Consider the following 17799-nt stretch of genomic DNA (forward strand, 5'->3'; position numbering starts at 1 on the left):
TTTGCACACTGTTTTCTTAATACGCTGTTAGACTCTCGGTTAAGCTTTTTTTGGCGACTGCTCTACCAACTTTGATCTTTTTTCATGAACGCTGGTCAAAGCCGTTAGCATCGGCTATCTTTAACGAACACTGTTCTATAACTGCAATCTATCCTGTGCACTTCTTACAAATGGCAGGCATTTAGATGACAGTTGTAAAAAATAGACACCCTGGAGGTTTTAATGAAACGTCTTCTTCTCCCTGTTGCCGCAATGAGCATTCTCACGCTGGCAGGCTGTGCCAACACTGCCCCCTATTCAGGTGATGTCTATCGCGGTAGCCAAGCGCAAACGGGGCAAAGCGTCACCTACGGCACCATTGTGGCTATTCGCCCGGTACAGATTCAAGCGGAAAGCCGCGCCGGTGGTCTTTTAGGCAGCGGCGGTGGCGCGATTATCGGTGGTCTTCTGGGTAGTCAAGTAGGCGGCGGTTCGGGCCGTCAGCTAGCCACAGTAGCAGGCGCACTCGGCGGTGCTGTTGCCGGTACAGCGGCAGAAGATCGTACAAACCGTATCAGCGCCCTAGAAATGGAAATTCGTCGCGATGACGGCAGTAATGTAGTGGTGGTTCAGAAAGCCGACCATCAATATCAAGCGGGCCAACGTGTACGCATGATTGGCAACGGCGCCAGCATGAGCGTTGCGCCCTATTAAGCACAATCGTTAATCAAAAGCGTTCAAGTATAAAAAAGCCCGGCCATCAAATAAGATGGCCGGGCTTTTTATCGCGAACAGCTTAGTGATGGGTTTTATTACCCGCCCATTTAGCCAGCGCCATGATTGCCCAGCCAATCAGGGCAAGCAGGATGACGACCAGCAGCATTTCAACCGGCTGCACCAGGGTGGTGGCCCCCAACACTGCCAGCGTAATCACCCATAGATAGCGATTGTCGCCATGGCTTTTCAAAAAACCGGGCAACACCTTATCTAACCCCTCGCTAACGCCGCTATTCCAGCGCTGATAGACAAAATAAGCAATCAGGCAAAAAGCGATAAGCCAAATAATCAAGATCGTCATTACATGCTCCAAAAATGATAGGGCAAAGGAAAAAATGATGGTTGTAGGGTATCCCTGGTCACCCTGACGCGCAATACCGCCGAAAGTGGTGAGTAGGAAAAAGCGTCGCTACCCCCTGACAAGCCAGCGCACACGCGTTACCATATTGGGACATGCACTCACCGAAAGGTTATTCCATGCAAATTGCGCAAAACTCGGTTGTCGCGTTTCACTACACCCTGACCAACGATGCAGGTGAAGTGCTAGACAGTTCCGAAGGCCGTGAGCCGCTTACCTACCTCCACGGCGCTGGTAACATTATTCCGGGTCTTGAAAAAGAGCTGGAAGGTCGTGCAGCAGGCGAGAAGCTGAACGTTGCCGTATCCCCTGAAGAGGGTTATGGCGAGCTGCAAGAGCAGCTGATGCAAGAAGTACCCCGCGATGCGTTCCAAGGCGTTGAAAGCATTGAGCCGGGTATGCAGTTCCAAGCCCAGACTCAAGGCGGCCCTCTGATGGTGACCGTTAAGAAAGTCGAAGGCGATACGGTCGTTGTCGATGGCAACCACCCGCTGGCCGGCCAGCAGCTCAACTTTGATGTTGAGATCGCTGAAGTACGTGAAGCAAGTGCTGAAGAAGTTGAGCACGGCCACGTGCACGGCGAAGGCGGCGTTGAGCACTAAGACGCTCGCGTAACCGCTGCAAAAAGGGCGACCCTATCGGGTTGCCCTTTTTTATGCTTAAAAAGAAGGTTCTCCGTCAGGTATTAGCACCAACTGGCCGTGACGAACGCTGCGCGACGAAGTAACTTCAGCGGCAAACTGCTTGAGCGCCCGCCCCTGACCTTTGAGCAACGCCACTTCCAGGCAACTGTCATGGTTGATATGTACATGCAGAGTCGAAAGCGTCAGGTCATGATGGTCATGGGAGTGACGCGTTAAACGCTTGGACAGCTCCCGAGCGGCATGATCATAGACATACACCAGCGCGCCCATGCAGGGCGAGTCAGGTGCAGCCTCTTCTCTCGCCTGTTTTAAGCCGCTGCGGGTCAAATCGCGAATCGCCTCTGAGCGGTTTTGATAACCGCGCTCGCGCATCAACGCATCCACTTCTGCCACCAGCTCCTCATCAAGCGTTACCGTTACACGCTGCATTCACGCCCCCTGTACTGATTAACTTTGCATGCGCTGCCACCACCGGTAGTATGATGTTATTGTAAAAACATCATACTAGTGACGCTAACAGCATAAAGGATAAAGCGATGACTAAACCAACTCGGCCCATCTTACTGGGTATTGCGCTAAGTTGTTTAGTCGTAGCCTCCACTGCGCAGGCAAAAGAACAGCTGGTACTTGCCATTGGCGGCGAACCCGAACAGGGTTTCGACCCACTGCTGGGCTGGGGGCAGTATGGCAATCCACTGTTTCAGTCGACGCTACTTTCACGGGGCAAGGATCTTGCGCCGCAGCCAGAGCTGGCCACTGAGTGGCGGCTTTCTGAAGACCGCCTGACCTGGACACTCACACTCCGCGAGGACGCCCGCTTTGCCGACGGCACGCCGCTGACCGCTGAAGATGTGGCTTATACTTTTAATGCGGCAGCCCAGGCGGGCGGGCGAGCGGATCTTAGCGCCCTGGCTGAAGCAACCGCACTTGATAAGTACACTGTTTCGCTCCGCCTGAAGGCCCCGCGCATTACCTTTATTGATCAGCTGTTGACACTGGGCATTGTGCCCCGCGCCGAGCGTAATAACGGCTACAGTGATCAGTATGGTCGTCATCCCCTGGGGTCTGGCCCCTATCAGTTGGTAGAGTGGCAGGAAGGCGAGCAGCTAATTGTCGAGCGCAATCCTTACTTCTACGGCCCTACGCCTGCTTTTGAACGGCTGGTATTTCTCTTTACCGGTGAAGACACCACGCTAAGTGCCGCCCATGCTGGCCAAGTGGATATTGCATCAATTCCCCCTGCACTGGCGGCCAATGTGCCAGCACATATGCAGCGGGTGATTATGGAGAGTGTCGATAATCGCGGCATTCTTTTTCCCATGCAGCCTGCCAATGGCGAACACGCCGCCTCCGGCGCGCCGATTGGTAACAATGTGACGGCAGATATTGCTATACGTCAGGCGATCAACCTTGCGGTTGACCGCGATACGCTGGTGGAAGTGGCACTGCACGGTTATGGGCGCCCCGCCTTTGGCCCGGCGGACGGCCTCCCCTGGAGCGATAGCGATGAGCGCCTTGCCGCTCCCGACCTTGACCGGGCGGAGGAGATACTCGACGCTGCAGGCTGGCAGCTACGCGATGATGGCCTGCGCTATAAAGATGGCCTGCCCGCTAGCTTTCGACTTACCTACCCCTCCAGCGATACCACCCGACAGCTGCTTGCGGAAGTCAGTGCTGAGATGGTGCGTCCACTGGGAATTGAGATGCAGCCCACCGGCCGCCACTGGGACGAAATCCAGCGCGAAGCACTGCACCAGGATGCCATTATGTTCGGTTTTGGCAGCCATAGCCCCCAGGAAGTTTACTACCTCTTCCAAAGTCAGCATGCGGGCAACGGTTTCTATAACAGCGGTTTCTACGCTAATCCAGAGGTGGATGCCCACTTGGACGCCGCCCAGGCGGCGCCTAGCTTTGAGCAAGCCAACCGCGAGTGGCAGGCAGCGCAGTGGGACGGCACCACCGGCTACGGAGTACGCGGCGATAGTAGCTGGGCATGGCTGGTCAATCTTGAGCATGTCTATTTTACCGATACCTGCTTAGATGTCGGCGATCTGAGCGTAGCGCCTCACGGCCATGGCTGGCCGATCACCGCCAACCTGCTTGAGTGGCGCTGGACGTGCGACTGATTGCGCCTATCGCCAAGCGCGTGGCTCGTCTGGCGCTGGTATTAATCTGCGTCGCCCTGGTGTCGTATGGGCTTATGATAGCCTCCCCCGTTGACCCCGTTGATGCCTACCTAGGCCCACAAATGGCCCAAGTGAGCCCAGAGCAGCGCGCACTGATTGCCCAGCGTTGGGGGTTTGATGAGTCAGCTGCCGTTCAGTTTGGCCACTGGCTGCGCCAGTTAGCCAGTGGTGACTTAGGCTGGAGTCACGTATACAACCAGCCGGTCAGTGAGGTAATCGCTCAGCGCTTTCAGCGCTCCATTGCGCTACTCGGCAGCGCCTGGCTGCTCTCTGCGCTGGTGGGGTTTAGCCTCGGGGTTGTGGCGGGTGCCAAAGAGGGCTCCAAGCTGGATAACATCATCAGCACCTACGCCTTTATTACCGCCTCCACGCCCGCCTTTTGGCTGGCGATACTTGCGGTGCTGCTATTTTCGGTAACACTGGGGTGGACACCCACCTGCTGCGCAGGCCCCGCCGGGGCGTTAAACCAGGAAGTCACCCTCGCCACACGGTTGCACCATTTACTGCTGCCAGTGGCTACCCTGGCACTGCTGGGCATCGCCAGTATCACCCTGCACACCCGCACCCGCATGCTTGAGCTAATGCGCTCAGACGTTGCTACTCACGCCTTTGCTCAGGGCGCCAGCCGTCTTGATGTGGCTTGGCGCCACGGTCTTCGTCACGCCAGCGTACCGGCGATTACGCTAGCGTTTGCCTCACTGGGCGAACTGTTTGGCGGCTCCATTTTAATCGAGCAGGTCTTTGCCTACCCCGGTTTAGGTCAAGCCACAGTGGCAGCAGGCCTGCGCAGTGACGTCCCACTGCTGCTGGGCATTGCGCTATTTACCACCCTGTTTGTCAGCGTCGGCAATATGATCGCCGATAGCCTCTACGCCGTTATTGATCCACGTATTCAGCCAGGTGGTTTATGAGTCAGGCTCAACCGCGCCTTCGTGCCGCCGTCAGCCTGGGGGGCACCGCCCTGCTGGTCATGGGACTAGTCGCTAGCCAGTGGCTGCTGGGTGATTCACCGCAACAGATGCAGTTTGCTGCCCGCCTGGCCCCGCCCAGCGTTGACCACTGGTTGGGCACCGACGCGCTGGGCCGTGAACTCTGGGCGCGCACTCTGGTGGGGCTGGCACTAAGCTTCTGGGTGGGCTGCTTGGCGGCACTACTGAGCACGCTGATTGCATTAAGCCTGGCAGCGATAGCCACGCTGTCAGCACGGCTGGATGCGCTGGTTAGTTTGCTGATTGATACGCTGCTTAGCGTGCCTCATTTGATTTTATTAATGCTGATCGCTTTTGCCCTGGGTGGCGGTACCCAGGCAGTGATCATTGCCGTTGCGGTGACCCACTGGCCAAGCCTAGCCCGGGTGCTGCGCGCCGAACTATGGCAGTTACGGCAGGCGCCCTATGTGCGCATCTCCCGCGCTCTAGGTAAATCGCGCTGGTTTGTGCTCCACGGCCACCTGCTCCCCCATCTTATTCCCCACTGCCTGGTCGGCGCGTTACTGCTGTTTCCCCACGCCATTCTCCACGAAGCCGCATTGACCTTTTTGGGCTTTGGCTTAAGCCCCAGCCAGCCCGCTATTGGCGTGTTACTGGCCGACGCCATGCGCTACTTAAGCGGCGGTTACTGGTGGCTGGGAGTATTTCCCGGCTTGGGGCTGTTACTGATGGTACTGGGTTTCGAGCGCCTCTCAAGCCACCTACGCCGTGCGCTTTAGCGCTTTTCAGAAAACCATTGGCTGTAAAAACCACTGGCTGTAAAACTATTGATGGGAGGCCTGCCGTGTTAACGATTGATCAATTATCGCTACAGCTACCTCTGTATGCCTCCTGGTGGAAGCGCGACTGGGCCACCTGCCTGGATGAATTTTCACTAACGGTGTTCCCTGGCGAGGTTCATGCAGTGGTGGGCGCCTCCGGTGCCGGAAAAAGCCTATTGGCTTATGCCATTATGGGTTTACTGCCAACACCTGCACGCTTAAACGGCCAGCTTTACTATCAAGGCAAACCGCTTAACGCGTCACGCCAACGCCAGCTTCGCGGCCGTGAGCTGGCACTGATCCCCCAATCGCTAAGCGCCTTAGATCCGCTGGTGCGTACTCAGCGCCAGGTGACCTGGGCAGCCCAGCGCGCAGGCCAGCCATCAGCACATGCTTGGCACGCCTCCCAACAAGCCCTTGATCACTATCAGCTAGATGCCCGTGCACAGCAGGCCTATGCCCATGAGCTATCTGGCGGCATGGCCCGGCGCGTGTTGACGGCCATGGCCCATGTCAGCCAAGCCAAGCTGGTGATTGCCGATGAACCCAGCGTAGGCCTTGACCCTCACCAGCGTCAGCGGGTACTGGATGCGCTACGCGAACTGGCCGACCAGGGCAAAAGCGTGATTCTGATTACCCACGACCTGCGCCATGCGCTGCCAATCGCCGACCGCGTCACCATTATGCGTGACGGAAAGCTGGTCGAAACTGCGCCCGCCTGCGCCTTTCAGGACAGCGGCGCTTCGCTTACCAACGCTTATTCACAGGCATTGTGGCTGGCGCTGCCGGACAACGCTTTTGCAACGACTGCCATAAGCCGGCGTGAACAGGAGGCGCACGTTGCTTAAAGCACGCCAACTGAGTTTTCACTTTGCCCCCAAGGTACCGCTACTTCAGAACATTTCGCTAACGCTGTGCGCGGGTCAGTGGCTAGGGTTAAGCGGCGACTCGGGGGCGGGTAAATCGACGCTAGGCCAACTGCTGGCGGGCTACTTAGCGCCCCAGGCAGGTGATGTCACCCTGGATGGCGAGGCGCTACCGAAAAGCGGTGTGCACCCCGTGCAGTGGCTACCGCAATCACCGGAGCTAGCGGTGAATCCACGCTGGCGGGTAGGTAAGATACTGCGCGAAGCCTGGACACCTTCTGACGCACAGTGCCAAGCGTTTGGCGTGAAAGCAAAATGGCTGACGCGCTTCCCTCAGTCGTTATCGGGGGGAGAGCTGCAGCGGGTATGCGTGTTGCGAGCGCTCGCGCCGGGAGTACGCTTTCTCGTCGCCGATGAGATCTCCACCATGCTCGACCCCATTACCCAGATTGAGCTTTGGCAGGCATTAAAACGAGAGGCCGAACAACGCCAGCTGGGCGTGCTGGTGATTAGCCACGACACCGCCCTACTGGAACGGCTTTGCCCACAGCGCTTGCACTTAAGCGAAGGGCAGCTGAAGCCATGGTAGTTGATGCCAGGGCAGGTTGAAGCGAGGGTCTTTCGACATGGCCGGAAAAAATGTTCCCGACCATTCCGGCATTTCCGCCATCCCTGGCGGTCAGATGTCGAAAGTAGCGCCCAGGGAGGGGTTCACAGCGCCCTCGCGGAAACCTGCGCTCGGCATCAATGCGTGCAACTGGTGAAGGTTAGCCAACCGCTTGGCGACGCTCAAAGCGCCATAGTCCGAAAGCAATTAGCAGCGTGATACTCAGCAGCAACCACGAACCGACGCTCACGCCCGACCACCCGGCCCAGCGCCAGAACGGCTCCAGCCAGAAGCCGCCCAAACTGGCTCCCACATAGTAAAACACCAGGTAGAGCGCCGAAGCGCTGCCCCGCGCGCCTTGGGCATAGCGCCCTACCCAGCTGGAGGCCAACGAATGGGCCAGGAAAAAGCCAAAGGCATTAACGGTTAAACCGACGATAATCAGCAGCAGCGAATCCGCTAAGGTAATCGCCGTGCCCAGCATTAAAATCATGACCCCCACCATCATGCATGCCGCGGGAGAAAACCGCCCGGCCAGACGCCCGGAAATCATCGAACCGAAGGTGCCGCCGAGATAGGTCAAAAAAATCAGCCCCAGACCACTGGCGGCTAATTGATACGGCGCTGCCGCCAACCGAAAGGTGATATAGCTGTATTGATTGATAAAAATCAGGAAGTTGATACCCCCCAGGCAATAAGCAGCGAGTAGCACCGGGTTACGCAAATGATTGACTAAATCGCTTGCCGCTTTGCGCAGCTCAAAGCGCTGGGGAGTAAAGGCGCGGCTATTGGGCAACAGGCGCCAAAACACTCCACAGCCAATTAGCGTCATAATGCCGACCGCTAGAAATGCCGCCATGGGCCCGCCAATTTCAGCGGCGCCGCCACCGACGATACGCCCACTGATTCCGCCAAGTGAATTAGCGCCAATATAGAGTCCTACAGCGCTTAACAGCGCAGGCTTCTCAAACTCATCGCCCATCCAGGCGATCGCCACCGCTGGCAGCCCGCCCAGCACAAAGCCCTGCACCAGGCGCAAAAACAGCAAGCTTTCAAAGGTGGGGGCGAATGCCAAGGCAATAGAACAGCCGCCTGCAAGCAGCAGAGTAATGCGCATTATGCCTTCGCGACCAATGGCATCCGAGAGTGGCCCAAAGACCAACAGCGCAATGGCTAAGGAGAGAGTTGACACCGACATGAGCAGGCTGACACCTAAGGTCGAGACCTGATAGGTCTCCTTTAACCCCGGCAGCAGCGGCTGTGGTGCGTATAAATTGATAAAAACAAGAAATGAGCCGAGGCAAAGCGCCAAGGTGGCGCGCCACCAGGCGCGCGATTTGGCTTCAATCATGCCGTTCCTAAAACGTGTCCGATCTGGCTACTGGAAAACGCTGCCACCCAGCTGGGCCAGATGCGTTGGCTCCAGCGCGCGACGTGACTGCCAGTAGTAGCGCTGCCAGTAACTATTATTCAGGCTGGAGATAATGACCCCTTTTGAGGTCGAGGCGTGGAGAAAATACCCATCGCCCACGTAGATACCCACATGGTTATAACGACCCGGCGGTCGGAAGAACACCAGATCGCCCGCCTGCAGCTCTTGGCGGTCGATCGGGCGTCCCTCGTGTACTTGACCACGGGTGGAGCGCGGAAGCTCTAAATTAAAGGTGTCACGGTAAACATTGCGAACCAAGGCCGAACAGTCGATGCCTCTTTCTGAGGTGCCGCCAATTCGGTAAGGCGTTCCTGCCCAGCGCTGGTGTTGCGCCATCAGCGCCTCGCGAACCACTGTTGGCGGTGGTACTTGCAAGCTGCGCAAATGCGCATCGATGGGATCAACCGGGGACATTTGTGGGTTCGCCCCCATTCCCGGCAACGTCATTGAAAAGTAATTCTCGGGGGCCTGAATATTGTTTTGTCGCGCTGAACCTGCACAGCCAGCGATCAATGTAACTAAAAAACAGACACTTACGACACGGACAGCGGTCACAGCGGGGCGTGGCGACGCAACCATGCGATTAACCTCGTGACATTAATAAGAGGGCGGTATGACAAAACTCATTTTTTCTAAGCACGACTATAAGCTAATTATCATATGTTTGGCGAGCATCAATGTAATGTGCGCTGATCGCCCGGTAAGGTATCAATATGCAGTGGCGCAAAATGGCGCGGTTTATTGCCTGGAAAATCCAAGCTCACCCATGGGCCAGCCAAAACCGGCGCACCGCATATCCAGGCCACCAGCGCCTGACGAAAACCAGCTAAAAAGCTTTCTCGCTCCGGGGTTTCGCCCATAAAAAACGAGAAGCCTGCGTACATCCCCATGGCGTACTCCTGCCATCCGGCATAGTGATCTGCCGCCAGTTGGTAAGCACGATCCAACACCTTAGCGAAAGCAGCGCTATCCAGCCAGTTTAACTGTCGCGCGGCAATGGCCAAATCGACCAGCTGGGCAATATCCCAGGCCGCCATATCCACCTCATTACAGCCATCTTCGTTGTCGCGCACACGACGTAAGCGAAGCAGGTGGTGGCGTTCATCTTCAGCACAGTCGCCGGATTCAAGAATGGCGATTTCAGCGCTTAAGCGCTCAGTATTGAGGGTATAGGGCGCGTAGTTAATCTGATACTCCTGGCGATCCCCCGATTCGAGCATGTAGGTCAAAAACTCCTGCATATCGCCTGCGTTGCTCAAGTGGTAGTGGCTCTCCACCCACTCGCGAATCTCGGCACACTCACGGGCACTCTCAGGCTGGGGCTCACTCCATACCGCACTGTTCAACGGGCCCACCAGCGACATAGCGGTGAAGTGACTCAAGGTGGGGCGGCTACCCGGTTCGCGCCAAGCGTCGTGACGCCAATCCAACCAGTGAAACAGACTGCCAGGATCTTCAATGTGCCAAATAATTTCATTCACCAGCGAGGCGTGCTCAGGCTCGGGCAGACAGCTCTCCCAAGCGAACCAGGCTTCTAACAACCGTTTGGCATTGGGATAAAAACGGCACAGGCAGCTTCGCAGTGCGCTGGCATACTCCATTAACGGCGCGCGATCGAATAAACCGCTGTCGAGGGACATATGCAGATAGAAGGCGAATTTTTCGGCCATATGGATCGTCGCCGCATGGCGGCTTACCCCTTTAACCGCATTGCGCTGCTTAAGCTCTTCCGGAGTCGGCTGACCAAACCAGCTTTGCGAGGGAGGCAAAACGCCATGCACGGCGTCGGCCGCCAACTGATTAAGATGGTGCGCCTGAGCGGGTAACCAGTAGCGTGCCAGTGCATGAGCGCCTTCATCGGCATGTAAGCCAAGTGACTCCTGCAAATAGAGCGCCGCATCGGCACGCTGCTCTTCCGGCAGCGCCGCGGAGGGGGCTATCTGGCGCAGCATGGCATCCGGTTCGCGTACGCTGGCCAGCGCCAACAACCAGTGATGGGGCGTATTGCGCCACTGCCGAATGCGCGCTTGGGATGCCTTGCGCGTAGGTTCATCCAATAACTCCCCTGGGAGACATTTCCAGGGGCTATTCCAAGGGCTATGGGCGCTGTGCAGCAATAACTGATGCCGCTCGCTGGGTGTTTTACCCCGCCGGTCAATGCCGTCAAACAGGCTCTGCCCGCGCCCGTACGCATTCAGCACGGCATACCAGTCGTGGTAGCGCCGACTGAGTAAATCAGCGGCGTGCCCCGCTAAGTCATCAGCCTCTTCCTGGCTCAGCAAGCCACAGCAGGCGCCAGCCCAGGCAAGTTCCACAATTCGTAGCCAATCCCAAGCCGCCCACTCCAGGGGCTCGCCTTGAGTGACGAACTTATTCAGCACCGGCGCATAGGGCGAATCTTCCACAACGCTACGCTGCCACTCCATGCGTTGGGCGTTGTCCATACTGAGCAATTCGCGTGCTTCAATATCCCAGCGCTGGCGCTCACCTTGAGCGCCTAGCCAAAGTATCACGCCAATTAGCGCATCACGGTCATGGACATCCCACACGTGGGCCAGCCACTCGGTGGCCTCAGGCCAGTCGGTTTGGCTGGCAGGATAGACAATAACCGGCCGGAACAGCGCGCATAGCCGCCAGCTCTGCGCTTCGGGCTGCTGGGGCCATAGCGAAGCGGGAGCCGGCAGTTCAGCCAGGGCATTTTCAAGCGTATCCCAGGTAACCCCCTCGCCATCGGTTTCAAGCTTAGCCAGCGCTTGGCAAGCGTCAATAAAACGGTCATCGGCCCCCACTTCCCAGCCCCGCGCGCCTAACGCACGGCGCAGGTCTGCTAGCCAGGCACGTAGGTCGCTATAATCACTGGTGATGCGGCGAGTTAGGTGATGCGCCCAATGACGGGCTTGATCAGCCTCTAACCAGCCAGCCGCTCCCGCCAACGCGGCCCATTCCAAAGCGCCTAGCAAACGGTCAGCGCTACCTGCGGGAGCCCCCAGCCCGTGGAAGAGCTGTTCGGCCAGTTCGCCTCGATTGGTAATGCCCAGTTGTAGCAGGCGCTGCTCTGCCGCCCCTGCATCGACCGCCAGCGGATGAGGAGTAAACGCCCAATCACACAGCACCAGCTGTTGGGCCCACCAGGCATTTAACACGTCGATCAAGAGGCACCTCGAAAAAGCACAATAGCACCAGCAAATAGCCGGAAGTAAAGCTGCCTAGTGTAACGGAAAGTGGTGCGAACACCGATAGCCTTCGGCCTCGGTATGCATAAAACGACACCGCCCGGCAAAAGGCCGGGCGGTGACATACAGGTAGCAACTCAATCGCTACGCTTTTTTAACCTTACTGATTACCCAAAGAAGCACCACGGCACCCACGGTCGCGGTGACTAGCGAACCAATAATATTGCCGGAAGCAAGGCCCAAAAGGCCAAACAACATACGGCCAATGAACGCACCGACGATACCGACACCGATATTACCCAGGATACCAAAACCGCCGCCGCGCATGATGTTGCCAGCAATCCAACCAGCCAAACCACCAATAATCAATGCCCCAATAAGAGATCCCATATAGTCTCCTTACTATTTAATGACGGGTTTCACTTACGCGTTTTACCTTAGAGTCACGCTTGTTCTACCATAGCACACAGCGTTAGTGTTCGGCGCCTACTCGGTATCGATGCTTGGCAACTCTTAAAGGAAAATTCATGATCCCCGACTCGCTCAATCAACTGATTAAAAGCACTCAAGGACAGCAAACGACACAGTGGGAAGGCCGCGACGTGGTGCTTTTCAATATGCCTTGGGGCGAGTTGGTGGTTAGTCTCCAGGGCGCTCAAGTGCTGCACTTCTGCCCTGCTGGTGATACCGGCTGGTTATGGCTGACGCCTACGCCCCAGGCGCTGCCAGGCGCTATCCGGGGTGGTATTCCGCTCTGCTGGCCGTGGTTTGCCGACGAGCGCTATGCCGATGAGAGCCCCAACCACGACGGCCCTTTCCATGGCCTTGCCCGCCATGCTGAGTGGCGTCTAGACGCTGTTGATGAGCACGCCGAGGGAATTGAGCTCCACCTCTCTCCAGCACAGCCCCTGCATACACTACTTACTGCGCGCCTGGTGGTACAAGCCAATGCCCAGCGCTTAAACGTGGAGCTGATTAGCGAAAACATCGGCGAAACGCCGATTAAAACCAGCGGTGCGCTGCATACCTATTTAGCCGTTGCCGATACCCACCAGTGTCGTCTGGAAGGCCTTTCCGGCGCACGCTATCTCGACAAACTGCGCGACTTTGCGGAGAGCGAACAGCAAGGCACGTTGGCCGTTCAAGGCGCCGTTGACCGCATTTATCACACCAATGAAGCCGTGCTGCTCAACGATGGTGAGCGCAGCCTGCGCATCGGCAAGCAGTCCAGCGACTCCACGGTAGTGTGGCACCCCAACAACGACCTTCCCCGCGACACTCCCGTCGACGTAGCACGACATTTTATCTGCGTTGAAGCCGCCAATACACGCCTAGACCCAGTCTGGCTAGTGCCTGGCGCCCAGCACCTGTTAGGCACCACCCTCAGCCGCAGTTAATCTTCGGTTCATCAATGCTTTGCTATCATGTGCTCAATGGCATTAGAGCTAGGGAGATCCAATGGATCCGCAACAATGGCTAGAAGCCGCCACGCTGGCGTTTAATTTAATCGGTATGGTGGTGTGCTTAGTGGGCCTAACCTTGGCGCAGAAGATGACCCGGCGCTGGCCAGGCTACACCCTGGCGGGGGTTGGCTTTTTGATCGCCACCCTACCGATGCTTTCGCAACTGGTATTAATGTTTAGCCAGTAAAGGCTAAGAGAGCCTGCCTGGCTTGGCCGATCGTCGCGAGAAGCGCGGATTTTGAGCCAAATTTATCGATCGATTGAGGCGAATAGCGTGCTATTTAACGAAATCGATCGAATAAAGTTGGCCAAAATACTGGGATTCGCAGTAGATCAGTGTTAAGTCAGACAGGCTCCTACAAAGGGATCGAAAGGATGCGCCAGCCGTTAAGTCGCGAACTGAGCAATTTATTAGAGCGTGGGCGAGATCGCCAGCTGCGCTTGGCGGTCACCGGCCTTTCCCAAGCGGGGAAAACCGCGTTTTTGACGTCGTTGGTCAATCAACTGCGTCATGCGGGCGTTGAGGCGCAGCTCGATTTGCTACCCGCTGCCCGGGAAGGCCGCTTGCTGGGTGCCCAGCGGCTTAACCAGCCCGACTTAGGCGTGCCACGGTTTCCCTACGACCCCGGCATGGCTGCACTACGCGATACGCCGCCGCGCTGGCCGGAGCCCACCCGCGGCATCAGCGAGTTACGCTTACAGCTGCGCTACCGCCCTGCCCGCAGCGGCTGGCTAACACCAGAAATCGCCCACCTTACCCTGGATCTATTCGACTACCCTGGCGAGTGGCTCCTTGATTTGCCGCTGTTACAGCACGACTTTTATAGCTGGAGCCAGGCACAGGCGTTACACGAGGGCGAACAGCGCCGCAGCCTGTTTAGCGAATGGCTTGCCGCAGTAGAACAGCTCGACCCCGCTGGCGAAGCGGATGAAGCCCAGCTTGCTGCTCTTGCCGAGGAGTACGCTCAAGGCCTTCGCCGCGCCAAAAAGGCCGGTTTTTCCGACCTGCAGCCAGGGCGTTTTTTACTGCCCGGCGAACTGGAAGGTGCGCCGGTGCTGCAGTTTTTTCCGCTACCGCAGCTCGACGCCTCTCAACTCAACACCTCTAGAGAAACGCTGGAGGCACTGCCTGCCAATAGCCTTTACGCTACCCTGGCGGCGCGCTTTCGCTACTACCAGCAGCAAGTGGTCAAGCCCTTTTATCGCGATCACTTCCGCCGCTTTGACCGCCAGATTGTACTGGTGGACGTGCTTGGCGCGCTCAATGCCGGGCCAGAACGCTTTGAAGACCTTTCCAGCGCGCTACGCCAGTTAATGCACAGCTTCGATTATGGCCAACGCAGCCTACTTACGCGCCTGTTCGCACCTAAAATTGACCGCCTGGCGATTGCCGCCACCAAAGCCGATCACGTCACTCCCGATCAACACGGCCACTTGGTACAGCTGTTGGAGGCCCTGCTGGCAGAGCCTCTCAAAGACCTTCGCTTTGCCAACGTGCCGGTTAAAGCGCTCTCGCTGGCAGCTATTCGTGCCACTGAAGCCCGTGAGGTGATCCATGAGGGTAAGCGTTCACCTGCACTGCGAGGCACCACACTAGAGGGTGAAGAAGTGCTGGTTTACCCCGGCGATGTGCCCGCCCGGCTGCCCGCTGCCGATTTCTGGCAGCAGCAGGGCTTCGACTTCCCCGGCTTTCGCCCGATGCCAACCAGCTCAGAAGCGTTGGATCATATTCGCATGGACGCCGCCATCGACTGGCTGATTGGAGATAAACTGACATGACCACCCCACAGCCACGCCGCCACTTCACGCTGGATGACCAGCCCGAAAAGGCCGCTGATGCAGAGACAGTCCTACGTCAGCGCGAAGCCTTTGCTGGCGCCAGCGAGCATCATCCATTGGCGCCCTTGCCAGAAGATAAAGCGCTGCCTGCCGCCAGTTTAGGTGCGCCGCGTAAACGCCGCTGGGGGCTGCTATTTGCCCTGGTGGGTGGTGCCGGACTAGGCACGGCAGAGCTGGTCACCGGGATACCCGATGCGATGGCTCAGTCGCAGTGGCTCGCCATGGCCTGGCAACTGTTCGGAATCAGCCTGATTGGCTTGGGCGGCCTCTCCCTGCTCAAAGAGGTGGGCCGTTTGCGCCGTCTCAAGCGCCACGACAAACTGCGCGGCGATCTGGCCGAGCTGCCGCTACGCTCACCCAAGCAGGCCCGGGCGATGGCCGAGCAGCTAAGACGTCAGCTCAAACTCGCCGACGATGACCCGCACTGGCTAGCCTTTCAGCGCGCTTGCCAACCCCACCATAGTGGTGAGGAGATCCAGACGCTGTTGCGTTACCACCTGCTAGCGCCGCGTGATCGCGAGGCCCAGCGCCTGATTACGCGTATGTCCGGCGAAACCGCCATCATGGTCGCCATCAGCCCCCTAACGCTGGTGGATATGGCGCTGGTGGCTTGGCGCAGCCTGGCGATGGTGGATCGACTCTGCCGCCTTTATGGGCTTGAGCTGGGCTACGCCAGCCGCCTGCGGCTGTTTCGTAACGTGCTGCACAACATGGCTTTTGCCGGTGCCAGCGAACTGGCCACCGACGCCAGTATGGATATGCTCTCGCTGGATTTAGCCAGCCGCCTTTCCGCCCGTGCGGGTCAAGGCCTCGCCACCGGGCTGCTTAGCGCGCGCCTTGGGTTACGCGCCCAGCGGCTCTGTCGCCCGGTGCCCTTCACTGCCGATGAGCAGCCCAAGATCGCCGATCTACGCCAAGACCTGTGGCGACAAATCAAACGGCTCGATAAAGAAAAGGTGCCGCAGAGCCGCTAATCAAGTAATCGACAACAAGCCTGTTTTCGGCCACAAGATGGGATTCAACGCTGTTTATCCTCATGATGGGGGTTTGACATGGCATCTTCCACAGAGGAGACGTAGTGTATGAACCATCCCAATGATCCTGAGTCGCCTTCGGCAACGAGCGACATGCAGACCGACTATGTCGTCGGCCAGGACAATATCAAGGGGCAGCTTGGCCCCATCGGTTTCGACATCCACAACCGCGTTTTTGTGGTATCCGCGCTTGCTTCCGCTATCTTCATCGTCCTCACCCTGCTGTTTCCAGAGCGAGCGGGGAGCACTTTTCAGTCCATTGTTGCCTTCTCGACGGGAACGTTGGACTGGTATTTCATGATTCTGGTCGACTTCTTTATTCTGTTCTGCTTAGCGCTGGTGGTTCTGCCTTATGGCTCAGTCAGGCTGGGCGGGGCCGATGCGCGACCGGATCACAGCTATCTCTCCTGGTTCGCCATGCTGTTCACCGCGGGAATCGGCATCGGCCTGCTGTTCTTCGGCGTACTCGAACCGGTTTATCACGCCAATGTCTCGCTGCCTCTGGGCATCGCATCGCCCTTCGGCGCCGATGGCGAACTGAACTCAGCGGCTATTGATGATGCCAGCGCCATGGGCCTAGCGGGTACCTATCTACACTGGGGTATCCATGGCTGGGCGGTGTATGTGGTGATGGCGCTAGCGCTGGGCCTGTTTACCTATAACAAGGGCCTGCCATTCTCTATTCGCTCGGCGTTCTTTCCCATTCTCGGTGAGCGTGTCTGGGGCTGGTGGGGCCATGTGATCGATATCCTGGCGGTGTTTTCCACTCTCTTCGGGCTGGCCACCTCACTTGGGCTTGGGGCACAGCAGGCTAATGCGGGGATGAACTTTGTCTTCGGCCTGGAAGTAAGCACCTTAACCCAGGTCATCGTCATCATTCTGGTGACGGCGGTGGCGCTGGTGTCGGTTTGGCGCGGTCTTGAGGGCGGCTTGAAGAAGCTCTCAGAGATCAACATGATCCTGGCCGTTCTGTTCTTCTTTTTTGTGCTTTTCGCTGGCCCTACTCTGCTGGCCATGGCGGGTTTCTGGTCGGGACTTACCACCTATGTCACTGAGTTTATTCCTCTGTCCGCGCCCTTTGGTCGTGAGGATGATGCCTACCGCCAGTCCTGGACGATTTTCTACTGGGCTTGGTGGATTAGCTGGGCACCTTTTGTGGGGATGTTTATCGCTCGGGTATCCCGGGGCCGCACGGTGCGTGAATTTATCCTCTGCGTTTTGCTGGTTCCCAGTCTGTTTATCTTTGTCTGGATGGGCGTCTTTGGCTCAACCGCCCTTGAACAGCTCTATGCTGACCCGGCGGGCAGCCTGGTTAAAGAGTATGTCATCGACAACTACAGACCCGAGCTTTCGCTGTTCGGCATGCTGAACGAACTACCCTTGACGGGGCTGATGTCGACCCTGGGCATCGTGCTGGCGCTGATCTTCTTTGTCACCTCCTCGGATTCCGGCTCCCTGGTCATCGATACCATCACCGCCGGTGGTAAAATCGATGCTCCGCGGCCACAGCGTATGTTCTGGGCGGTCGTCGAGGGTCTCATCGCGATTGTGCTGCTTATCGGTGGTGGCCTGACCGCCCTTCAGGCCGGTGTTACCGCCACCGCTATTCCGTTCTCGATTGTGATGCTGCTGATGTGCTACTCGATCATCAAGGCGCTCAATGGCGAGCTACGGCTTATTCGTAAGTAATA

Annotated in this window: 18 protein-coding genes; 12 read left to right on the forward strand and 6 right to left on the reverse strand. The window is 57.5% G+C overall.

Translation table 11 applies throughout. The annotated features are described in order from the left end of the window. Positions 1–222 precede the first annotated feature (222 nt). Positions 223–693, forward strand: coding sequence for an outer membrane lipoprotein (locus ACW17M_RS09565; protein ID WP_133733353.1), 471 nt, complete (start codon positions 223–225; stop codon positions 691–693). An 82-nt stretch (positions 694–775) separates the two neighbouring features. Here ACW17M_RS09565 and ACW17M_RS09570 read toward each other — a convergent pair whose 3' ends face one another. Continuing rightward, positions 776–1057 (reverse strand): hypothetical protein, encoded by a 282-nt coding sequence (locus ACW17M_RS09570; protein ID WP_027959688.1) that lies wholly within the window; start codon positions 1055–1057, stop codon positions 776–778. Positions 1058–1233: 176 nt separating this feature from the next. On the opposite strand from ACW17M_RS09570, the gene ACW17M_RS09575 reads away from it, so the two are divergent. After that, positions 1234–1716: an FKBP-type peptidyl-prolyl cis-trans isomerase gene (locus tag ACW17M_RS09575; RefSeq protein WP_022520436.1), complete on the forward strand. Its 483-nt coding sequence runs from the start codon at positions 1234–1236 to the stop codon at positions 1714–1716. Positions 1717–1773: 57 nt separating this feature from the next. Here the strand turns inward: ACW17M_RS09575 and nikR are convergent, their stop codons facing one another. Further along, positions 1774–2187, reverse strand: coding sequence for a nickel-responsive transcriptional regulator NikR (gene nikR / locus ACW17M_RS09580; protein ID WP_233973686.1), 414 nt, complete (start codon positions 2185–2187; stop codon positions 1774–1776). A 107-nt stretch (positions 2188–2294) separates the two neighbouring features. On the opposite strand from nikR, the gene ACW17M_RS09585 reads away from it, so the two are divergent. The 5 genes from ACW17M_RS09585 to ACW17M_RS09605 all read left to right on the forward strand — a co-directional run bounded on the left by ACW17M_RS09585 (position 2295) and on the right by ACW17M_RS09605 (position 7149). After that, complete coding sequence (locus ACW17M_RS09585; protein ID WP_457547312.1) at positions 2295–3884, forward strand: ABC transporter substrate-binding protein; 1590 nt, start codon at positions 2295–2297, stop codon at positions 3882–3884. Then, the gene (locus ACW17M_RS09590; protein ID WP_457547313.1) at positions 3875–4855 is read left to right on the forward strand and encodes an ABC transporter permease; all 981 of its coding nucleotides are present in this window, start codon (positions 3875–3877) and stop codon (positions 4853–4855) included. Before ACW17M_RS09585 ends, ACW17M_RS09590 begins: the two co-directional genes overlap by 10 nt. After that, positions 4852–5652, forward strand: coding sequence for an ABC transporter permease (locus ACW17M_RS09595; RefSeq protein ID WP_457547314.1), 801 nt, complete (start codon positions 4852–4854; stop codon positions 5650–5652). Before ACW17M_RS09590 ends, ACW17M_RS09595 begins: the two co-directional genes overlap by 4 nt. 65 nt (positions 5653–5717) lie before the next feature. Then, positions 5718–6542 (forward strand): ATP-binding cassette domain-containing protein, encoded by an 825-nt coding sequence (locus ACW17M_RS09600; protein WP_457547315.1) that lies wholly within the window; start codon positions 5718–5720, stop codon positions 6540–6542. Next, positions 6535–7149, forward strand: a complete 615-nt coding sequence (locus ACW17M_RS09605) for an ABC transporter ATP-binding protein (RefSeq protein ID WP_457547316.1) — start codon at positions 6535–6537, stop codon at positions 7147–7149. The genes ACW17M_RS09600 and ACW17M_RS09605 overlap by 8 nt, the downstream gene beginning before the upstream one ends. A 178-nt stretch (positions 7150–7327) precedes the next feature. On the opposite strand, the gene ACW17M_RS09610 is transcribed toward ACW17M_RS09605, so the two are convergent. The 4 genes from ACW17M_RS09610 to ACW17M_RS09625 form a co-directional block, all read right to left on the reverse strand. Further along, positions 7328–8518, reverse strand: coding sequence for an MFS transporter (locus ACW17M_RS09610; protein ID WP_457547317.1), 1191 nt, complete (start codon positions 8516–8518; stop codon positions 7328–7330). Between the two features lie 27 nt (positions 8519–8545). Beyond that, on the reverse strand, positions 8546–9178 hold the full coding sequence (locus tag ACW17M_RS09615; protein ID WP_457547318.1) for a C40 family peptidase: 633 nt from the start codon (positions 9176–9178) through the stop codon (positions 8546–8548). Positions 9179–9273: 95 nt separating this feature from the next. Further along, on the reverse strand, positions 9274–11751 hold the full coding sequence (locus ACW17M_RS09620) for a DUF1266 domain-containing protein (RefSeq protein ID WP_278369018.1): 2478 nt from the start codon (positions 11749–11751) through the stop codon (positions 9274–9276). Positions 11752–11916: 165 nt separating this feature from the next. Further along, a complete protein-coding gene (locus ACW17M_RS09625) occupies positions 11917–12162 on the reverse strand; it encodes a GlsB/YeaQ/YmgE family stress response membrane protein (protein WP_457547319.1) in 246 nt (81 codons plus the stop codon). 137 nt (positions 12163–12299) lie between these two features. Here ACW17M_RS09625 and ACW17M_RS09630 point away from each other — a divergent pair, with 137 nt between their 5' ends. The 5 genes from ACW17M_RS09630 (at position 12300) to ACW17M_RS09650 (ending at position 17797) form a co-directional block, all read left to right on the forward strand. Next, the gene (locus tag ACW17M_RS09630; protein ID WP_457547320.1) at positions 12300–13169 is read left to right on the forward strand and encodes a D-hexose-6-phosphate mutarotase; all 870 of its coding nucleotides are present in this window, start codon (positions 12300–12302) and stop codon (positions 13167–13169) included. A 61-nt stretch (positions 13170–13230) separates the two neighbouring features. Beyond that, positions 13231–13422: a hypothetical protein gene (locus ACW17M_RS09635; protein WP_022520445.1), complete on the forward strand. Its 192-nt coding sequence runs from the start codon at positions 13231–13233 to the stop codon at positions 13420–13422. Positions 13423–13610: 188 nt separating this feature from the next. Beyond that, positions 13611–15014, forward strand: coding sequence for a YcjX family GTP-binding protein (locus ACW17M_RS09640; RefSeq protein ID WP_027959698.1), 1404 nt, complete (start codon positions 13611–13613; stop codon positions 15012–15014). Continuing rightward, positions 15011–16048: a YcjF family protein gene (locus tag ACW17M_RS09645; protein WP_027959699.1), complete on the forward strand. Its 1038-nt coding sequence runs from the start codon at positions 15011–15013 to the stop codon at positions 16046–16048. The genes ACW17M_RS09640 and ACW17M_RS09645 overlap by 4 nt, the downstream gene beginning before the upstream one ends. A gap of 108 nt (positions 16049–16156) precedes the next feature. Then, positions 16157–17797 carry a BCCT family transporter gene (locus ACW17M_RS09650; RefSeq protein WP_027959700.1) on the forward strand — a complete coding sequence of 547 codons (1641 nt, stop codon included), beginning with the start codon at positions 16157–16159 and terminating at the stop codon, positions 17795–17797. Positions 17798–17799: the final 2 nt, after the last annotated feature.

This window comes from Vreelandella sp. 2A-K22, assembly GCF_054065485.1.